At 67.0% G+C, this 15,548-nt stretch carries 17 protein-coding genes and 4 tRNA genes; 11 read left to right on the top strand and 10 right to left on the bottom strand.

Going from position 1 to position 15,548, the window contains the following annotated elements; all coding sequences use genetic code 11:
* Nucleotides 1–326: 326 nt before the first annotated feature.
* Nucleotides 327–399, bottom strand: a tRNA-Lys gene (locus tag BJ987_RS02615).
* Between the two features lie 852 nt (nucleotides 400–1,251).
* Here BJ987_RS02615 and BJ987_RS02610 point away from each other — a divergent pair.
* From BJ987_RS02610 to BJ987_RS02585, 6 genes are all read left to right on the top strand, one after another.
* The gene (locus tag BJ987_RS02610; RefSeq protein ID WP_209884308.1) at nucleotides 1,252–1,917 is read left to right on the top strand and encodes a TetR family transcriptional regulator; all 666 of its coding nucleotides are present in this window, start codon (nucleotides 1,252–1,254) and stop codon (nucleotides 1,915–1,917) included.
* A gap of 117 nt (nucleotides 1,918–2,034) precedes the next feature.
* Nucleotides 2,035–2,107, top strand: a tRNA-Glu gene (locus tag BJ987_RS02605).
* Between the two features lie 29 nt (nucleotides 2,108–2,136).
* Nucleotides 2,137–2,210: transfer RNA gene (locus BJ987_RS02600), tRNA-Asp, on the top strand.
* 67 nt (nucleotides 2,211–2,277) lie between these two features.
* Nucleotides 2,278–2,351: transfer RNA gene (locus BJ987_RS02595), tRNA-Phe, on the top strand.
* A gap of 65 nt (nucleotides 2,352–2,416) precedes the next feature.
* Nucleotides 2,417–2,593, top strand: a complete 177-nt coding sequence (locus BJ987_RS02590) for a hypothetical protein (RefSeq protein ID WP_209884306.1) — start codon at nucleotides 2,417–2,419, stop codon at nucleotides 2,591–2,593.
* Nucleotides 2,594–2,710: 117 nt separating this feature from the next.
* Nucleotides 2,711–3,430, top strand: coding sequence for a polyprenol monophosphomannose synthase (locus BJ987_RS02585; RefSeq protein ID WP_245365783.1), 720 nt, complete (start codon nucleotides 2,711–2,713; stop codon nucleotides 3,428–3,430).
* A gap of 56 nt (nucleotides 3,431–3,486) precedes the next feature.
* Here BJ987_RS02585 and BJ987_RS02580 read toward each other — a convergent pair whose 3' ends face one another.
* The 5 genes from BJ987_RS02580 to BJ987_RS02560 all read right to left on the bottom strand — a co-directional run bounded on the left by BJ987_RS02580 (nucleotide 3,487) and on the right by BJ987_RS02560 (nucleotide 8,829).
* Nucleotides 3,487–3,930: a DUF6069 family protein gene (locus BJ987_RS02580; protein WP_209897754.1), complete on the bottom strand. Its 444-nt coding sequence runs from the start codon at nucleotides 3,928–3,930 to the stop codon at nucleotides 3,487–3,489.
* A 112-nt stretch (nucleotides 3,931–4,042) separates the two neighbouring features.
* Complete coding sequence (locus BJ987_RS02575; RefSeq protein WP_209884304.1) at nucleotides 4,043–5,488, bottom strand: HAD-IB family hydrolase; 1,446 nt, start codon at nucleotides 5,486–5,488, stop codon at nucleotides 4,043–4,045.
* Nucleotides 5,485–7,938 carry a glycerol-3-phosphate 1-O-acyltransferase gene (locus tag BJ987_RS02570; RefSeq protein ID WP_209884302.1) on the bottom strand — a complete coding sequence of 818 codons (2,454 nt, stop codon included), beginning with the start codon at nucleotides 7,936–7,938 and terminating at the stop codon, nucleotides 5,485–5,487. Before BJ987_RS02570 ends, BJ987_RS02575 begins: the two co-directional genes overlap by 4 nt.
* A 91-nt stretch (nucleotides 7,939–8,029) precedes the next feature.
* The gene (locus tag BJ987_RS02565; protein WP_209884300.1) at nucleotides 8,030–8,368 is read right to left on the bottom strand and encodes a DUF5713 family protein; all 339 of its coding nucleotides are present in this window, start codon (nucleotides 8,366–8,368) and stop codon (nucleotides 8,030–8,032) included.
* Nucleotides 8,369–8,415: 47 nt separating this feature from the next.
* Nucleotides 8,416–8,829, bottom strand: a complete 414-nt coding sequence (locus tag BJ987_RS02560) for an SRPBCC family protein (RefSeq protein ID WP_209884298.1) — start codon at nucleotides 8,827–8,829, stop codon at nucleotides 8,416–8,418.
* A 154-nt stretch (nucleotides 8,830–8,983) separates the two neighbouring features.
* Here BJ987_RS02560 and BJ987_RS02555 point away from each other — a divergent pair, with 154 nt between their 5' ends.
* Complete coding sequence (locus BJ987_RS02555; RefSeq protein ID WP_209884297.1) at nucleotides 8,984–9,628, top strand: LysE family translocator; 645 nt, start codon at nucleotides 8,984–8,986, stop codon at nucleotides 9,626–9,628.
* An 82-nt stretch (nucleotides 9,629–9,710) separates the two neighbouring features.
* Nucleotides 9,711–10,379 carry a trimeric intracellular cation channel family protein gene (locus BJ987_RS02550; RefSeq protein ID WP_209884295.1) on the top strand — a complete coding sequence of 223 codons (669 nt, stop codon included), beginning with the start codon at nucleotides 9,711–9,713 and terminating at the stop codon, nucleotides 10,377–10,379.
* Here the strand turns inward: BJ987_RS02550 and BJ987_RS02545 are convergent.
* Together BJ987_RS02545 and sigJ are read right to left on the bottom strand one after the other, a co-directional pair.
* A complete protein-coding gene (locus tag BJ987_RS02545) occupies nucleotides 10,376–11,545 on the bottom strand; it encodes a pyridoxal phosphate-dependent aminotransferase (RefSeq protein ID WP_209897752.1) in 1,170 nt (389 codons plus the stop codon). The genes BJ987_RS02550 and BJ987_RS02545 overlap by 4 nt on opposite strands.
* Nucleotides 11,546–11,633: 88 nt before the next feature.
* Nucleotides 11,634–12,530, bottom strand: coding sequence for an RNA polymerase sigma factor SigJ (gene sigJ / locus BJ987_RS02540; RefSeq protein ID WP_209884293.1), 897 nt, complete (start codon nucleotides 12,528–12,530; stop codon nucleotides 11,634–11,636).
* 66 nt (nucleotides 12,531–12,596) lie between these two features.
* Here sigJ and BJ987_RS02535 point away from each other — a divergent pair, with 66 nt between their 5' ends.
* The 3 genes from BJ987_RS02535 (at nucleotide 12,597) to BJ987_RS02525 (ending at nucleotide 14,705) form a co-directional block, all read left to right on the top strand.
* Nucleotides 12,597–13,160 carry a GNAT family N-acetyltransferase gene (locus tag BJ987_RS02535; RefSeq protein ID WP_307869429.1) on the top strand — a complete coding sequence of 188 codons (564 nt, stop codon included), beginning with the start codon at nucleotides 12,597–12,599 and terminating at the stop codon, nucleotides 13,158–13,160.
* Complete coding sequence (locus tag BJ987_RS02530; RefSeq protein WP_245365780.1) at nucleotides 13,148–13,702, top strand: class I SAM-dependent methyltransferase; 555 nt, start codon at nucleotides 13,148–13,150, stop codon at nucleotides 13,700–13,702. The genes BJ987_RS02535 and BJ987_RS02530 overlap by 13 nt, the downstream gene beginning before the upstream one ends.
* 121 nt (nucleotides 13,703–13,823) lie before the next feature.
* Nucleotides 13,824–14,705, top strand: a complete 882-nt coding sequence (locus BJ987_RS02525; RefSeq protein WP_209884289.1) for an oxidoreductase — start codon at nucleotides 13,824–13,826, stop codon at nucleotides 14,703–14,705.
* On the opposite strand, the gene BJ987_RS02520 is transcribed toward BJ987_RS02525, so the two are convergent.
* Entirely contained in the window at nucleotides 14,684–15,361 is a 678-nt protein-coding gene (locus BJ987_RS02520) for a disulfide bond formation protein B (RefSeq protein ID WP_209884287.1), read from the bottom strand. The two genes, BJ987_RS02525 and BJ987_RS02520, sit on opposite strands and share 22 nt — an antisense overlap.
* Nucleotides 15,362–15,365: 4 nt before the next feature.
* Complete coding sequence (locus tag BJ987_RS02515; RefSeq protein ID WP_209884285.1) at nucleotides 15,366–15,530, bottom strand: DUF5993 family protein; 165 nt, start codon at nucleotides 15,528–15,530, stop codon at nucleotides 15,366–15,368.
* Nucleotides 15,531–15,548: the final 18 nt, after the last annotated feature.

Genomic DNA, 15,548 nt, shown 5'->3' with positions numbered 1-15,548 from the left:
CCCCCGAGTAGACCGTGCCGATGCGGCCATACCTTACGGCACCGTAGGTGTGATGCGAAACGCATACACCCGACAAATCGGGCCCGGTGATGCACCTCATACGACATCATCGGCGTACCACCTGAGCCCGAGTCTAAGCCTCCACGGGGAATGCGCCGGTAGCGCGAGACCGTGTCCGGCAAGCGTCGGTGGTCTATCGGCGGGCGGCCGAAGTTGTTAGCGAATCGGGCGTAGGGGCTGGTGTGGGCGTCCGACCGCAGGTCTGTGATCGGGCATCCGACCCGGAAACGAGTCAGGCGCCCGGTGGGAACCGGGCGCCTGCGGGGTGCCCCCAGTAGGGCTCGAACCTACGACCTGCGGATTAAAAGTCCGTAGCTCTACCAACTGAGCTATAGGGGCGCGAGGGGCAGTGTAATAGGCGTGCGGCGGAACCCATAACCGGGGGAGTGGTCGGGTTCGGTCCCGAGGCGGATGGGGGCGGGATCGGGTAACGCGTGCGCCGCCCGCAGCGATCTTGGCGGTAACTGGTTGGCCCCCAGCTTTGTTCATTCGAGCGTTGCCGGGATATCATCGAAAAATGTTGTGCACCAAAGGCTTTGAAGCTGCTGGGGGTGTGAAGACGAAGTCCGGGGGCGGATGGCTGGAACGCGCGGCAGGTCCGCGACCGGGTCGGACCAGGGCCGGCCGTGCCGGCCGGCTCGGGTGAAGACCGCTGCGGCGCTGGCGAATTCGGCAACTGGGCGCACCGGCCCTGAAAGTTGCGGGCTATTTGCTGTAACGCTTAGTTCGACATCCTGGCTATCTGACTCTTCAGTTTGCCGCATGTCGGATGTCGATTCCGGGTACCGTGACGCATTGGTGAATTGCGGACGAATCGTCGGCCCGGCCGGTGGTCCGGAATTCGGCTTATCGTTGTTGTGCCCCAACGTGTCGCGACCGGTACGGCCGATCGCGGCTTCCCAGGAATCCGACCGTTTCGAGCGACCTGACAAGCAGTCGCAAGCGACGCCGCAGGAGGCTGATCCGAGAACAAGGCGAACCCGGGTGCGCACCCCCTGCAGCGCACCCGGGCAGGAAAACTATACCAGCTGGTGTGTTTCGGGTTTTCACCAAGTTTTCGTACCAAAAGTCTGAAACCTGGGGCATAAACCGGTTTGAAGTATTGAAAAATCCCATAACTTCGCGCCAAGGGGTCCGTTCCATTTCGGGGGGTTCGATTGGCGGCGATAAGGCTTCGGAGGCGTTTCGAGCATGGCACGGCAGCAAGAGCGGGCCCGCCGAACACGTGCGGCGATAATCAGGTCCGCCGCCGTTGAGTTCGGGAAGAGCGGCTATGCCGCTGCATCGCTCAACCGCATATTGGAAGGTTCCCGCGCGACCAAAGGCGCCATGTACTTCCATTTCGATTCCAAGGAAGACCTGGCGCGTGCGGTCCTGGAGACGGCGGTGGAGCGCTACCGCGCCTCCGCCGAACGGTGGCTCGCACGAACGGATCTCGGCCCGCTCGACACCCTGCACGGGATGATCGACGAGATGGCGCTGCGCCTCGAGCACGACATCATCGTGCAGGCCGAGAACCGGCTCATCATCGAACCCGACTTCTACCGGGACGTGCAGTCCGGTGGCGGCCGCATCCTGGCCCGGGCAACCCGGACGCTCGCGGTGCGCGCCATCGAGCACGGGCAGCTGCGCGCCGACGCCGATCCGGACCGGTTCACCCGCACCCTCACCGCCGCCCTGGCCGGTCAGCGCTACCTGGTCGACACCCTCGGCGGCGGCGTAGACCTGCGCACCCGGTTCGCCGAAGCGCTGGAGGTTATCGTCGAGTCGATGGCCACTCCGGAGTGGGCCGAGAAGTTCCGGGCCGACGGCTGGCGTGCTTCCGCGCGGCTGGAAGAGCTCGGATTGGGGCTCTGACCAGCCGATTTGGAACTCTCGCTCGGCCTGTCATAAGCTATGCGAGCTCCCAACGGAACGCAACACACCGTTGAAAGCCGGTCCGGAGAACTGGGTACATTCAGAACTCTGGGACGAGCCCCCTTCGTCTAGCGGCCTAGGACGCCGCCCTTTCAAGGCGGTAGCGCGGGTTCGAATCCCGTAGGGGGTACGGTCTTCGGACTGTTGGTAGCACAGCAAGGCCCTGTGGCGCAGTTGGTTAGCGCGCCGCCCTGTCACGGCGGAGGTCGCGGGTTCGAGTCCCGTCAGGGTCGCAAGTGTGTAAACGCCGGAGTAATCCGGCGTTTCGCATTAAGCATGGCATTCGTTCCGGGTGCCTGCGGCCAGGTAGCTCAGTTGGTACGAGCGACCGCCTGAAAAGCGGTAGGTCGCCGGTTCGATCCCGGCTCTGGCCACTCAAAACGGAATCCCCTCGACCTAGTCGGGGGGATTTTTTGATGTTCGGTGGGATGCTGGAGGTATGGCTGATGAACAGTGGTACTACTGCCTGAAGCATCATCGGGCTGAGCAGGGGAAGAAATGCTGGTTCGCGGATCGGATGGGGCCGTACCCGGACCAGGCCACCGCTGAGCGGGCGTTGGAGATCGCGAAGGCGCGCAATGAGCGCGAGGACGCGAAGGACTCCTGGGGGAACTGAGGGGGTTTCCGAGGGTCTAGGTGGAACTGCTCAGGGCACGGTCAGATCCATCAAGTACGGTTTCTCGGTAAGTTTCGTAGAAATCCGACGAATGCTGGTGAGCAGGGAGGGCGACCCTTGAGGGTTACCGTTGTTGTGCCGACCTACAACGAGCGGGAGAATCTGCCGGTGGCGGTGGAGCGGCTGACGGCGCTTCCGGTGCCCGACCTGCACGTGCTCGTCGTTGACGATAATTCCCCGGACGGCACCGGTGAGGTGGCCGACAAGCTGGCGGCCGAGCTGCCGAACGTGGTCGGGGTGCTGCACCGAACCGAGAAGGACGGGCTCGGGCGTGCTTACGTCGCGGGCATCACGCGCGCGCTCGACGAGGGCGCCGACGTGGTGATCCAGATGGACGCCGACCTGTCGCATCCGGCCGAGGTCATTCCGGCCATGCTGGAGAAGCTGGAGACCACCGACGCGGGCGTGGTGCTCGGCTCGCGGTATGTCGCCGGCGGCTCGACCGCTTCGGAATGGAAGTGGTACCGCAAGGCGCTCTCGGCGTGGGCCAACTTCTATGTGAATGTGCTGCTGCGGCTCGGCGTGAAAGATGCCACCGCCGGGTTCAAGGCGTGGAAGGCGGATACGTTGCGCGCCATCGACGTGGCCGGTATCAAGAGCAACGGCTACTCGTTCCAGGTGGAGATGAACTACCGGACCGTGAAGAAGGGCTTCCCCATCGCGGAGGTGCCGATCCGGTTCGAGGAGCGCACTCTCGGCGCGTCCAAGATGAGTTTGAAGGTGCAGCTGGAGTCGGCGCTGATGCCGTGGAAGCTGCTGTTCGGACGTTCCGTCTAGCTGTGCGACGCGCGTAGCCCCGCATCCTGCTCGAGGATGCGGGGCTTTTCGCTTGTTCACGCTTCGATCAGCTTGCGCCGCAATCCCTCGGTGGCGACGACGATGGCCGGGACCAGGGTCAGGTGCGTGACCGACAGGGCGATCGTGGACGCGGTGTCGAAGTCCGCGCCGACGGTCAGTCCGATGGTGGCGACCGCGAGCACCGAGCCGACCACCGCGGCGACCCGCAGTACCCCGACCCACTTGTAGGACAGCAGGGCGGCCGCGGTGAGGCCGACGAGCAACGGGACCACGGTCAGCGTGATGATCCCGCCGGGTGCCACGCTCTGCACCTGGCCCGCGTCGGTCATTTCGAAGGTGCCCCCGGCGGCCGCGCCGATCAGCCAGACGACGAGGTTGGCCAGCAGTGCGGCGCCGGTCGCGCCGAGGATTGCGGCGGGGCGGTTGAGGGCGGGGATGCGGGAGGTGGTCGGGGCGATGGCGGTGGCGGTGCTCATGATGATCTCCTGGGTGAAGCTGTGAAGTTCTTGTGAGACCTATCCTGAGACCTGAACAATTGTTGAGGTCAATCCCGTGCGGCCGCGGTGTGTCGCACGACACCGCCTTGGCGCCTCAGCGGGCGACCCCGCCACGCTCGGATACGGTATCGGGCCAGTTGAGCAAGGTTTCGAGATACAACTGCCGTACCTTCTCCACCTCGGCCCCCATATCGGCGGGATCCCATCCGCTGACATCGATCGGTGGCAGCAGGGCGACGTCGACCGTGCCTTTGCGCGCGATCATCGAGTTGCGCCAGGAGATTTCGCCCGCGTTGCGGATCACCACCGGGATCACCGGGACGCCGGCCTGGTGCGCGATATGGAACGCGCCCTTCTTGAACGGGCCCACTTCCGGTGTGTAGGAACGGGTTCCTTCCGGAGACACCGCGATCGACAAGCCGTCCCGCAGGGTCCGCACCACCGGTTCCAGCGAGGCGCGCGCCTTGGTGCTGCTGCTGCGATCGATGAAGGTGACGCCGACGAACCGCATGAGCGGGCCGAAGATCGGATTCTTGGTCAGCTCCTTCTTGCCGATGCCGGTGACACCGCCGTCGAGCACCTTGGGCACGATGATCACGTCGAACTGGCTCTGATGATTGAACAGGAACACCGCCGGCCGTGGGCTGTGCGCGAATTCGGCGCCCGAGGTCACGCGCAGACGCACGCCGAGCACCTTCAGCGTGGCGCCGGTGCCGTACTCCATCAGCGCGTCGGCCATCTTGCGCCGCTGGCGCGTATACGACTTGCTGAGTACGCCCGTGAACGCGCCGCCGAGCAGCGCGACGAACGCGGCGATGGTGCGGACGTAGTCGGCCGGGCTCGGTGCGCGGCGGGGCCGGAAGGTCAGTGTCGGCCACCGGCGTTCGGTGGCGGCGACAGTGAGTTTGCGGTCCGGGTTCACCGCCGTCGGGTGCCCGGTCAGCGAGAGCAGCGGCAGATCGGAGACGCCGTCGGTGTAGGCGTAGCTCTGGGTCAGGTCGATGTCATGAGCGGTGGCGAAGGCGCGCACGGCATCGGCTTTGCCATTGCGCCACAGGGTTTTCCCCTCCGCGTAACCGGTGAGCATGCCGTCGACGGTGGCCATCGGCGTGTACAGCACGTGCCGGATGCCGAGCGCGGCGGCGGCGGGCGTCACTTGGAAGCGGGTCAGCGCGCTGGTCAGCAGCACGGTGTGGCCCGCGGCCTCGTGCGTCCGGATCAGCTGCCACGCTTCCGGATACAGGTGGCCGTAGATGGTGCTCTTGAAGAGTTTCCCGCCGAGCTCGTCGAGGTCTTGCTCACGTTGACCGGCCAGCGCGAAGGACGCCTGTTGCAGAAACCGGCTGTACTCGCCGTCGGTGAGCCCGTTGCGGATACCGCCGAGCAGCGTGGCTGTGGCGGTAGCTCCGCGCTGGAACATCCGCCGATACAGCCGCGGTCGCTCGAAACCGTCGACTACGGCGCCGAAGTCGAACACCGCCGCGATCCGGGGACCCTGCGGCCCGGTGCGAATCGCGGCCAGGGTCTGCTCCAGGTTCACTGCGCGGGCTCCCGGTTGGACGGGTCCAGTGCGACGGCGCGGGAGATGCGCGCGGTGATGGTGCGCAGCTGCCGGGCGAATTCACCTCGGCGCTCGGACAATTCGGCGCGGTCCTGCGCCGATTCGGGGCCGACGGGCGCCAGCAGGCCGTGGTTGGCGGCGAGTTTCAATGCGCTGGTGAACAATTCGGTGGAGACCGACTCGGGGCTGTGCAGCCGCTGCTGCAACAGCATCTGCTTGCCCACCTTCACGCATTCGTCGATGAACTGCTTGCGGTCCAGCTCCTGTGCGGGATCGCGGGCTTCCAGCCGTTCGGCCACCACCAGCTGTGCTTCGAAGAACGAACGCAAGACGCGGTGCGCCATCATGAATCCGGAATCGGTGAGTTTGCCCAGAATGTCGGTGCCGAAGGTGTCCGCGCGGGTGTGGCTGCGCCAGTCGGGGTCGACGAGCAGCATCTCCTCGGTCATCTGGGCGGCGAACTCGGTGCGGTCCGGGAAGAAGAACTCGAACTTGAGCAGATCGCGCAGCCGGAACGCCTCGTCCCAGCCTGCCCGCAGTTGATCGGGATCGTCGGAGGCCATCGCGGCCAGGATGGACAGTTCGAGGATGGCCCGGTTGACGAACCAGTGCACGCCGCTGTTGCGGTAGAACGCGGCTTCCAGGTGCGCGCCCGGCTCGATGGAGTACACCGGTTCCAGCCCGCCGCGGTAGATGGTGACCACCTTGGCCAGCGAAAGCTGTTCCAGCACAACGGCGAGACTCTGTTCGTCGCGCAGTGCCGCGAGTTCGCCGCTGGGCAGGCCGCGCTTGTCGATGTAGCGCAGCACCGGATCGAGGACCGCCCGCACCTCGCCCAGAGTGAGCGCGCGGTCGTGCACACCGAGCAGCGCCAGGGTGGCCAGCGCGTTGACGGTGATCGGGGTGACCGTGTTGATGCCGACGGCGATCTCGAAGGCCAAGCGCTGGACGGCTTTGCGCTCCAGTTCGGCGGTCTCGGCGTCCGGCTCCGAAACACTGTCCACGCCGCGGTCGTCGGTGCCGTGCAGCGGGATGGAGGCGGGTGGATCGGTCAGCGGATCACCGTGTGCCGCCAGCCGGTCGCGGGCCGAAAGCGGTTCGCCGAAGCGCACATACACGTGTCCGGCGGAGTGCTGCTGGCTGCGCACGTATCGGGCCAGCCAGGCCAGCCCCTCCGGCTTTTTCTTGCCGCCGACCTGTTCGTGGGCGATCGCGCCGAGCTCGTTGAGCCGTTCATAGGTGATCGACACCGGTACCAGCATGACGTCGTCGACCCGGTTCCGGCGCACCGCGGCGGCCAGGTAGTTCAGCAATCCATAGCGTGGCGGGCGGAGCTTGCCGGTGCGGGTGCGGCCGCCCTCGAAGTACCACTCCAGGTTGAACCGTTTGGTGAGCAGATAGGCGAAATACTCCTCGACCACCGCCTTGTACACCTCGTCGTCGCCGAAGCTGCGGCGGATGAAGACGGTGCCGGTGCGCCGCGCGATCGGCCCCATCGGCCAGAAGCTCAGGTTCGCGCCGCCGATGACATGATTCGGCGGAAAATCGTTGCGGGCCAGCACGTCACCGAGCACGAACGCGTCCACGTAGGAACGGTGCGAGGGCAGGAACACCAGCGGGTAGCGGCGATTGAGCGTTTTCAGCGTGCTGAGACCGGACTCGTCGGTCTCGACCTTCCAGGTGGAGGCGTGCACCGGGCGCATGGCCTGAGTGAACAGGTCGGATACCAGCCGGGATTGCGCGGCGACGAGTTCGTTGAGCGCTTTCTCGGCGCGGCGATACACCTCCTGGGTGGGCATATCGATCTGGTCGGCGATCAGCTCCAGCCTGCGCAGGAATTCGGGGGAGTCGAGGATTTCCTCGGTCACCAGGCGCGGCACCTTGTACCGGTCGCCGATGATGGTGCGCTCGGCCCGTTCCAGCGCGACCACACCGGCGCGCACGATGGCGCGGGCGAGCGGCTCCCCGGATCCGGCCGACAGCATGGCGGCCGCCTCGGGATTATTCGCCCGAAGTTCGCTGAGTTGCGCGGGTTGACCGGTGAGCACCACGTGCCGGTCCGGTTCCTTGCGCGCCAGCCGCCGCTGCGCCAGGCGATTCGGCTTGCGCGGGTTGGTCATCGTCGCGAGATCGGTGAAGGTGATGCGCCGCACGCCGTCTCGCTCCGGCGGCAGCCACAGCACCCGGACCGGAACCACGAGCGGATCGTCGTGCCGGCCGACCAGCCGGGTGGCGATCGCACCCGCGTCCATATCCAGTTGGGTCACCGGCGCATCGGCGCCGAGTTCCTGCGCGATACCGCCGCTGTTCAGCCAATCCCCGATGATCTGCCGCTCGACGGGGGTGGACGCTTCGATCAGGGCCACCACCGACTCGGGCGGCGTCGTGCGCTGAGCCGGTGTGGATGCACCTCGGCCGTGATCGATCATGACGTGTCCCTCCGGAACTGGTGATCCCACCATTCAAGCGTCACCGGACGAATCGCGCAGGAACTCCAGCGTGCGAGTTCGACGGGACCGGCTACCAGTCGCGGGTGGCGATGAGCTCCTCGATGTCCGCGTCCGCGAAACCGTAGGAGTCGGCGACGAAGCCGAACTCTTCGGCGATCTCCTCCCGCGCCACGGTCTCGATCTCGCTGCCCGCGGCCTCGAACTCGGCTTGCAGCTCATTGAATTCGCCGGTTGCGGCCTGGGTCAGCTCGTACAGTGCCGCGAGATCGGCGGGCCGGTTCGTCTCGATGCGCTCGCACAGTCGCAGCAAGACGGCGCGGCCCTTGTCCAGCACATGATTCGGGTAGTAGTCGTCGTCGTACAACGCACGCAGGAACGGACGGGCGGCGACTTGGGGATTGTGGACCATGACGGGATCATCCACGAACCCACCGACACCCGGAGGTTCGCCGGGATTCAGGCCCGGCCCGCGAGAAACGCGGTCAGCGAGTCCAGCAGCATGGTGGAACCCTGCTCGGCCATGTCGCGCTCTTCGGCGGACCCGCAGTTCTGGCTGAGCACGACCTCGGTGCTCTGGCCCTTGTCCGTGAGGTCGAGCTCCATCTCGGTCTCACCCATCGGGGTCTTCATGCTGAGCACCAGACGCCGGTTCTGCTCGACTTCGAGGTAGCTGCCGCCGAGTTCCACGCGGTTGCCCTCCGGGTCCACCATCGTGGCAGACCATGCGCCGCCCGGGCGCACGTCCAGGCTGACCGAGCCGGGCGCGGCGTAGGACCACTGCTCGTACTGGTCGGCAATGGTCCAGGCTTGCCACACCGCGTCGACGGGAACGTCGATGGTGCGGGTCAGGCGGTAGGAGAAGTCGCTCATTGTCATCATCTCTTTCGAATTGCGGTGTGTGGGTTCGCTGTTAGGACGGCGGCGCCCCGGCGAACTTATCGCGCGGTCGAGTGGCGTGCATCACAAGGCCACGGACCTGGAAGTGGACCGAGACGACGGCGGCCCGGCACGCCAGGATCGAAGCATGGTGGAGACGGCGGCGATTCTCGGTGTAGCGGCTGCGGCTTTGGGGTTGGTGCTGACACCCGGTCCGAACATGATGTATCTGGTCTCGCGGACGGTGTCGCAGGGACGACGGGCGGGCCTGGTGTCGCTGGCCGGGGTGGCGGCCGGGTTCGGTGTGTATCTCGCGGCGGCGACGATCGGGATCACCGCGGTGTTCGCGATGGTGCCGGGGCTGTACCTGGCGGTGAAGCTGCTCGGCGCGGGGTATCTGCTGTGGCTGGCCTGGCAGGCGGTCCGGCCCGGTGGGACCTCGGTGTTCACGCCCGGTGAGTTGCCCAGGGACCCGGTCCGGCGGCTGTTCACCATGGGACTGGTCACCAACCTGCTGAATCCGAAGATCGCGATCATGTACATGGCGCTGATTCCGCAGTTCGTGGCACCCGGGCGCGGACCGGTGTGGTTGCAGAGCCTGTCGCTGGGCGCGGTACAGATCGCGGTGGCGCTGACTGTTAACGGGCTGATCGTTCTAGGCGCCGGCGGTATCTCCGGCTTCCTCACCGGGCGGCCGCTGTGGTTGCGCACCCAGCGGTGGGTGATGGGATCGATGCTGGGCGCGATCGCGATCAAACTGGCAACCGACAAGGCGCGGCCCGTTCCGGCCTGAGCCGGAAAAACGGGTGTCGCGGAGCTCACGCCCTGCTCGACGTGCAAACCTGCAAGGCAGGTGCGTACGAAGGGAGCGAAGGATGAGCGCGGTGGCCGACCTCATGATCGGGCAGCTGCATTCCGCTGTGCAGGCCGCGCAGCGGAGCGGTGAGCTGCTCGGGGTCATCGCCTTCGCGACCTCGGGAGCGTTGCTGGCGGTTCGCAAGAACCTCGACATCTTCGGCATGGCGGTGCTGGCCTGCTCCACCGCGCTCGGCGGCGGGGTGATCCGCGATCTGCTGGTCGGGCGCACGCCGCCCGCCGCGTTCACGGATCTGACCTATCTGACCGCGGCGTTGCTCGTCACGCTGGTCATCTTCTTCCGGCACCCCTCCGCCCGGTTGACCCGCGGCCCGCTGGAAATCGCCGACGCGATCGGCCTCGGCCTGTTCTGCGTGACCGGCACGGTCGTCGCCTACACGCACGGCGTCGGCGCGCCGTCGGCCGCCCTGCTGGGCATGGTCACCGCCATCGGCGGCGGCGTCATCCGTGACCTGCTCGGCGGACAGGTGCCGAGCGTGCTGCGTCCTGACCAGGATCTGTACGCGGTACCCGCCCTCTTCGGCGCGGCGACCACGGCCGTCCTGCTGCATTTCGGCGTGTATCAGGCGTGGACCGGATTTCTGGCGGCTTCGCTGGCGATCGCGTTCAGGTTGCTCGCACGCCGATTCCAGTGGCGCGCACCGCAAGCGCGCTATCCGACCGGTTAGCCCGGTGCGCCCGCGCGCAATCGGCGCACGCCTTCGTCCATGGTCTCGTTTTTCTTGCAGAAGGTGAAGCGCACCAGCGCATCCCACGATTTCTTGTCGTCGGCGAAGACGCTGACCGGCACGGCGGCGACGCCGAGTCGTTCGGGCAGTTCGCGGCAGAACTGGAGTCCGTCGGTGCTGCCCAGCGGAGTGATGTCGGCGCAGACGAAATAGCCGCCCGCACTGGACTTCACGTCGAAGCCGGTCGCGGCGAGCGCGGCCGCGAGGCGGAGGCGCTTGTCCGACAGGGTGTCTCGCAGGGCGGCGACCCAGTCGAGTTCATGCTCGAGCGCATGCGCGACGGCGGGCTGGAACGGGCCGCCCGCGACGAAGGACATGTACTGCTTGGCGGCGATGACGCCGTCGATCAGCCGCGCGGGTCCACAGGCCCAGCCGGTCTTCCATCCGGTCACGCTGAAAGTCTTGGCGGCACTGGACACCACGACGGTGCGCTCGGCCATGCCGGGCAGGGTGGCGATACTCACGTGGGCACGGCCGTCGAAGACCAGGTGTTCGTAGACCTCGTCGGTGAGTACCAGCAGGTCGTGCTCGCAGGCGATCTCGGCGATCGCGGTGAGATCGGCGCGGTCCAGGATGGCGCCGGTGGGGTTGTGTGGCGAGTTCACCACGATCATCCGGGTCGCCGGGGTGACGGCGGCGCGCAGACTGTCCAGGTCGAGGACGAAACGGTCGCCGTCGGCGACCAGCCGGGCGGTGCGCCGGGTCGCGCCGGCCAGAGCGACCGAGGCGGCGTAGGAGTCGTAGTACGGCTCGATCAGCACCACTTCGTGACCGGGCTCGACCAGGCCCAGCAGCGCCGCGCTGATCGCCTCGGTGGCGCCGACGGTGACGAGCACCTCGGTGTCGGGGTCGTAGTGCATCCCGTAGCGGCGGGCCCGGTCGGCGGCGATGGCGCGGCGCAATACGGGCATGCCGCGGCCCGGCGGGTACTGGTTGAGCCCGTCGGCGATGGCCTGGCGGGCGACTTCGAGCATGCTCGCGGGCCCGTCGGTGTCCGGGAAGCCCTGGCCGAGATTCACCGCCCGGTGGCGGACGGCGAGTTCGGTCATCTCGGCGAAGATCGTCGAGGCGAAGGGGCGCAGGCGGGCGACGGTCGCGGAGCTCATGGACACCCTCGAAGGGTAGCCCAGCGATCGCTATCGTTGCCAACCGATAGCGAAAGGCTATGTTGCCTGTTGAAGTGCGGCCGGTGACCTACAGGCGGACGCCGGACAACTTGGCGGGATTGGCGTGATCGTATGTGCCCCAGACGGTTCCGTCGCACACCGTGAACCCGACGACGCGCGCCGGGCGGTCGCCGCGCTGCAGGATCAGACCCAACTGGCCGTTCACCGAGGCGAATTCGTAGCGCATGCCCGCCTCTTCCGCGGCGCCGATGCCGTACTTGCCGGTCAGACCGAGCAGGAACCTGGCGATCCGGTCCGCGCCGCCGATCACATTGACCGCCGTGGAGGTGGTGCCGTTGGCGTCGCCGACCATGCGCGAATCCGGATGCAGCGCAGCCGTTACCGCCGCTACGTCACCGGCGGCGAGCGCGGCGAGCAGGCGGCGTACCGCGGCCTCGTGCTCGGTGTCCGGCACCGGCTCCGGAACCTCCGCGACCGCTTTGCGCGCCCGCACCGCCAGCTGACGCGCGGCGTCCGCGGAAATCCCGAGAATCTCCGCGATTTCGTCGAACGGCACCGAAAGCCCGTCGTGCAGGACGAACGCCACCCGCTGTGGCGGCGTCAGCGTGTCCAGCACGACCATGGCCGCCAACCGGCATTCCTGTTTGCGCACTACCTGATCCAGCGGATCGGAGCTGCGCGCGGAGGTGATCCCGGTAACGATAGGCTCCGGAAGCCATTGCCCCACATACGCTTCCCGCCGCGCGGCGGCACTGCGCAGGCGATCCAAACAGATTCTGGTGACGACGGTGGTCAGCCAGGCGCGCAGATCGTCGATCTCGGATTGGTGCACGCCGGCCAGCCGCAGCCAGCTCTCCTGGACCGCGTCCTCCGCGTCGCTGACGCTGCCGGTCAACCGGTAGGCGACAGAAAGTAGATGCGCCCGATGCGACTCGAACAGATCAGCGAGAAAAGCGGCTACCACCGGGTGGATTCTACGGTGCGCACGGATACGCCCGGCCCACCGGATGCGCGTGCCACTATGAATACCGTGGAGGAACGCGTACTCGCCGACGGGGTGGTCTGGCTGTCGCCGCCCACGGAGGCGGATATCGAGACCATCACCGCCTGCTGCCAGCACCGGTCGATCGCCGACTGGGTGCGGATCCCGGTGCCGTACCGGCGTGAGCACGCCGCGGCCTTCGTCGAGGACCTGATTCCGGCCGGCTGGTCGAAGCACAGTCCGACCTGGGCGCTGCGACTCGACAAGGACGGCCCGGTCATCGGCATGATCGGGTTGGAAGCCGAGGATTCCTCCGCCGCCGAGGTCGGCTACTGGCTTGTCCCCGAGCAGCGTTCGCGCGGGTTGATGACGCGGGCGCTGCGCATGGTGTGCGACTTCGGTTTCGACCCCGCGACGCTGGGCCTGGAACGGATCAGCTGGCGCGCCTTCGTCGGCAATCACGCTTCGGCGGCGGTGGCGGCGCGCAACGGGTTCCGGTACGAGGGCATGCTGCGCCTGGGCAGTTCGCAGCGTGGGGTGCGGCGCGACACCTGGATCGCGGGCCGGCTGGCCACCGACCCCGGGCTACCGGTCAGCGATTGGCCGATCTGATGGCGGGGGACGCGCGATTCCGGTGGATCGCCGACACCATGGCGGTGCGGCCCGCGGACCGGGTCCTCGAAATCGGCCCGGGGTCCAGTGATTCCATCGCCGCTATCGCCGGACGGCTGGACGACGGTTGCTACATCGGCATCGACCGCTCGGCCACCGCGATCGCCCGCGCCGCCGAACGCCATGCACCACTGCTCGAATCGGTGCGCGTTCGAATGGCCCGAGTAGGGCTGGAACAGCTGCGACCGGATTGCGTCGTGGACGGAATCGACTTCGCTTCAGCCGGTTTCGACAAGATCGTGGCCGTCAACGTGAATTTGTTCTGGACCAAGCAGCCCGCCGCCGAACTGACGCTGATCCGGCAACTGCTCGGTTCCGGCGGCACCCTCAACCTGTTCTATGGCTACGGCAATCCCGATGCGGCGGGATCGAGCCCGAAACCGCCGCCCGGCAAGCTTGTTCAGCACTTGGCGGCCGCGGATTTCACCGCGCGCACGACCACCGCGGGTGACCTGCTCGGCATCATCGCCCGACCCCGCTGATTCCGCGAGCAGTGTCGAATACGTTGCGCGCGCGCCGTTCCCGGACGCACGCACGGATCGGTGTGGTCCTTCGATCCGGCTGATCGGCGGAGGTGGCGGTATCTAACTAGACTCGCCCGGTATGAGCGGTTGGGACACTTCGGACATCCCCGATCAGACGGGCCGGTGCTTCATCGTCACCGGCGCGAACAGTGGATTGGGGGCCGCGTCGGCGCGGGCGCTGGCCGGCGCGGGCGCCGAAGTGATCCTGGCCTGCCGGAATCTCGAGAAGGCCGAGCGAGTGGCGGCGGAGATCGGTGCGCGGGCGCAGGCGCGGAAGCTGGATCTGGCGGATCTGGCGTCGGTGCGCGAATTCGCGGCGTCGGTGGACCGGGTCGATGTGCTGATGAACAACGCCGGGGTGATGGCGGTGCCGCGGAAACGCACCGCCGACGGCTTCGAAATGCAGTTCGGCACAAACCATCTCGGGCATTTCGCGTTGACCGGGCTACTGCTGGACAAGATCACCGATCGGGTGGTGACGGTGTCCAGCTGGGCGCACCGCTTCGGGCGAATCGACCTGGACGATCCGAACTGGGAACGTCGCCGCTACGACCGGTGGCTCGCCTACGGTCAGTCCAAGGTCGCGAATCTGCTGTTCAAGGCCGAGCTCCAGCGCCGGTTCGCGGCGGCCCGTTCGCCCCGGCTCGCGACCGCCGCCCACCCCGGGTACGCCGCCACCGAATTGGGGACGCACACCGAGTCGTTCTTCGGCGCGATCGTCTCGCTCGGTGATCGGCTGATCGCGCAGAGTGCCGAAAAAGGGGCGCTGCCGCAGCTTTTCGCTGCGACGGCGGACGCGGAACCGGGTGGTTTCTACGGGCCGGAGGGTATCGGCGGTCTGCGCGGCGCTCCGGTTCGCTGCGGGTCGAGCGCGGCCGCGCGGGATGAGCGGGTCGCGCGTGAACTCTGGGAGCTGTCGGAAAAGCTGACCGGGGTCACCTACCGGATGCCCAAGTCGTAGAAGAGCTGGTACTTGTCCGGGTCATCGGGCAGGAACCAGTGCAGGCCCTCCAGGCAGAACACCGCGATCAGATTGACGATCAGCACGAGACCGAGGAACCACAGCGCCAGCCGGCCGATGACGCGCTGGCCACCCGTGGCGGCGAAACCCGGCGCGGCGGTGTCGTGACCGAAGGACAGCACCAAGCCGATCGCGAATATCGCGGCCACGAACAACACCCAGGCCCAGACGTAGAGGTGCAGACCGAGCACCGCACTGCCGTAGCCCACCGGTCCGTTCGGCTGCTGCCAGTCGTTGATGTGCAGCATGGTCTGCCGCCACGCGGTGAAACCGCCTGCGACACAACCCAGCAGGGCCAGACCCCACCCGGTCATATAGTCCCGGGAGGTGATGATGCCGAGCATGCCCTTGCGCACGATGATCGCGGCGCCGAGCGCGGCCAGGGCCATGAACATGCGCTGCAACATGCACAGCGGGCACGGATAGTCCCAGCTCCCGAACTGCACCGCGAGCCCGCCGCAGATGACACCGGTCCAGCCGATCACGAAGACGCAGGCCAGCCAATACTGCGACTGCCCGACGAAGCGCCGCCCCGCGCTCTCCGGCTCGACGATCTCGACGGCCCGGTGCCGTCCGGTGACCTCGGCTTCGGTCATCGCGTCACCACGTCAATCCGAGACCGAGCCCGCTGGTGATGTGATGCCGCAACAGCACCAGGCACGCGACCAGAACCACCCACCAGGCGGCGAGCACCACGCGCCGAGACCGCTGGGCGTAGATCGCGAAAAGCGTGAACAGCAACCCGCCGAAGATGAGCGTGTCCATGGCCCGGACGCTACTCCG

It is taken from the genome of Nocardia goodfellowii, from assembly GCF_017875645.1.
Taxonomy (GTDB): Bacteria; Actinomycetota; Actinomycetes; order Mycobacteriales; family Mycobacteriaceae; genus Nocardia; species Nocardia goodfellowii.
This window is presented reverse-complemented; position numbering and strand designations above follow the sequence as displayed.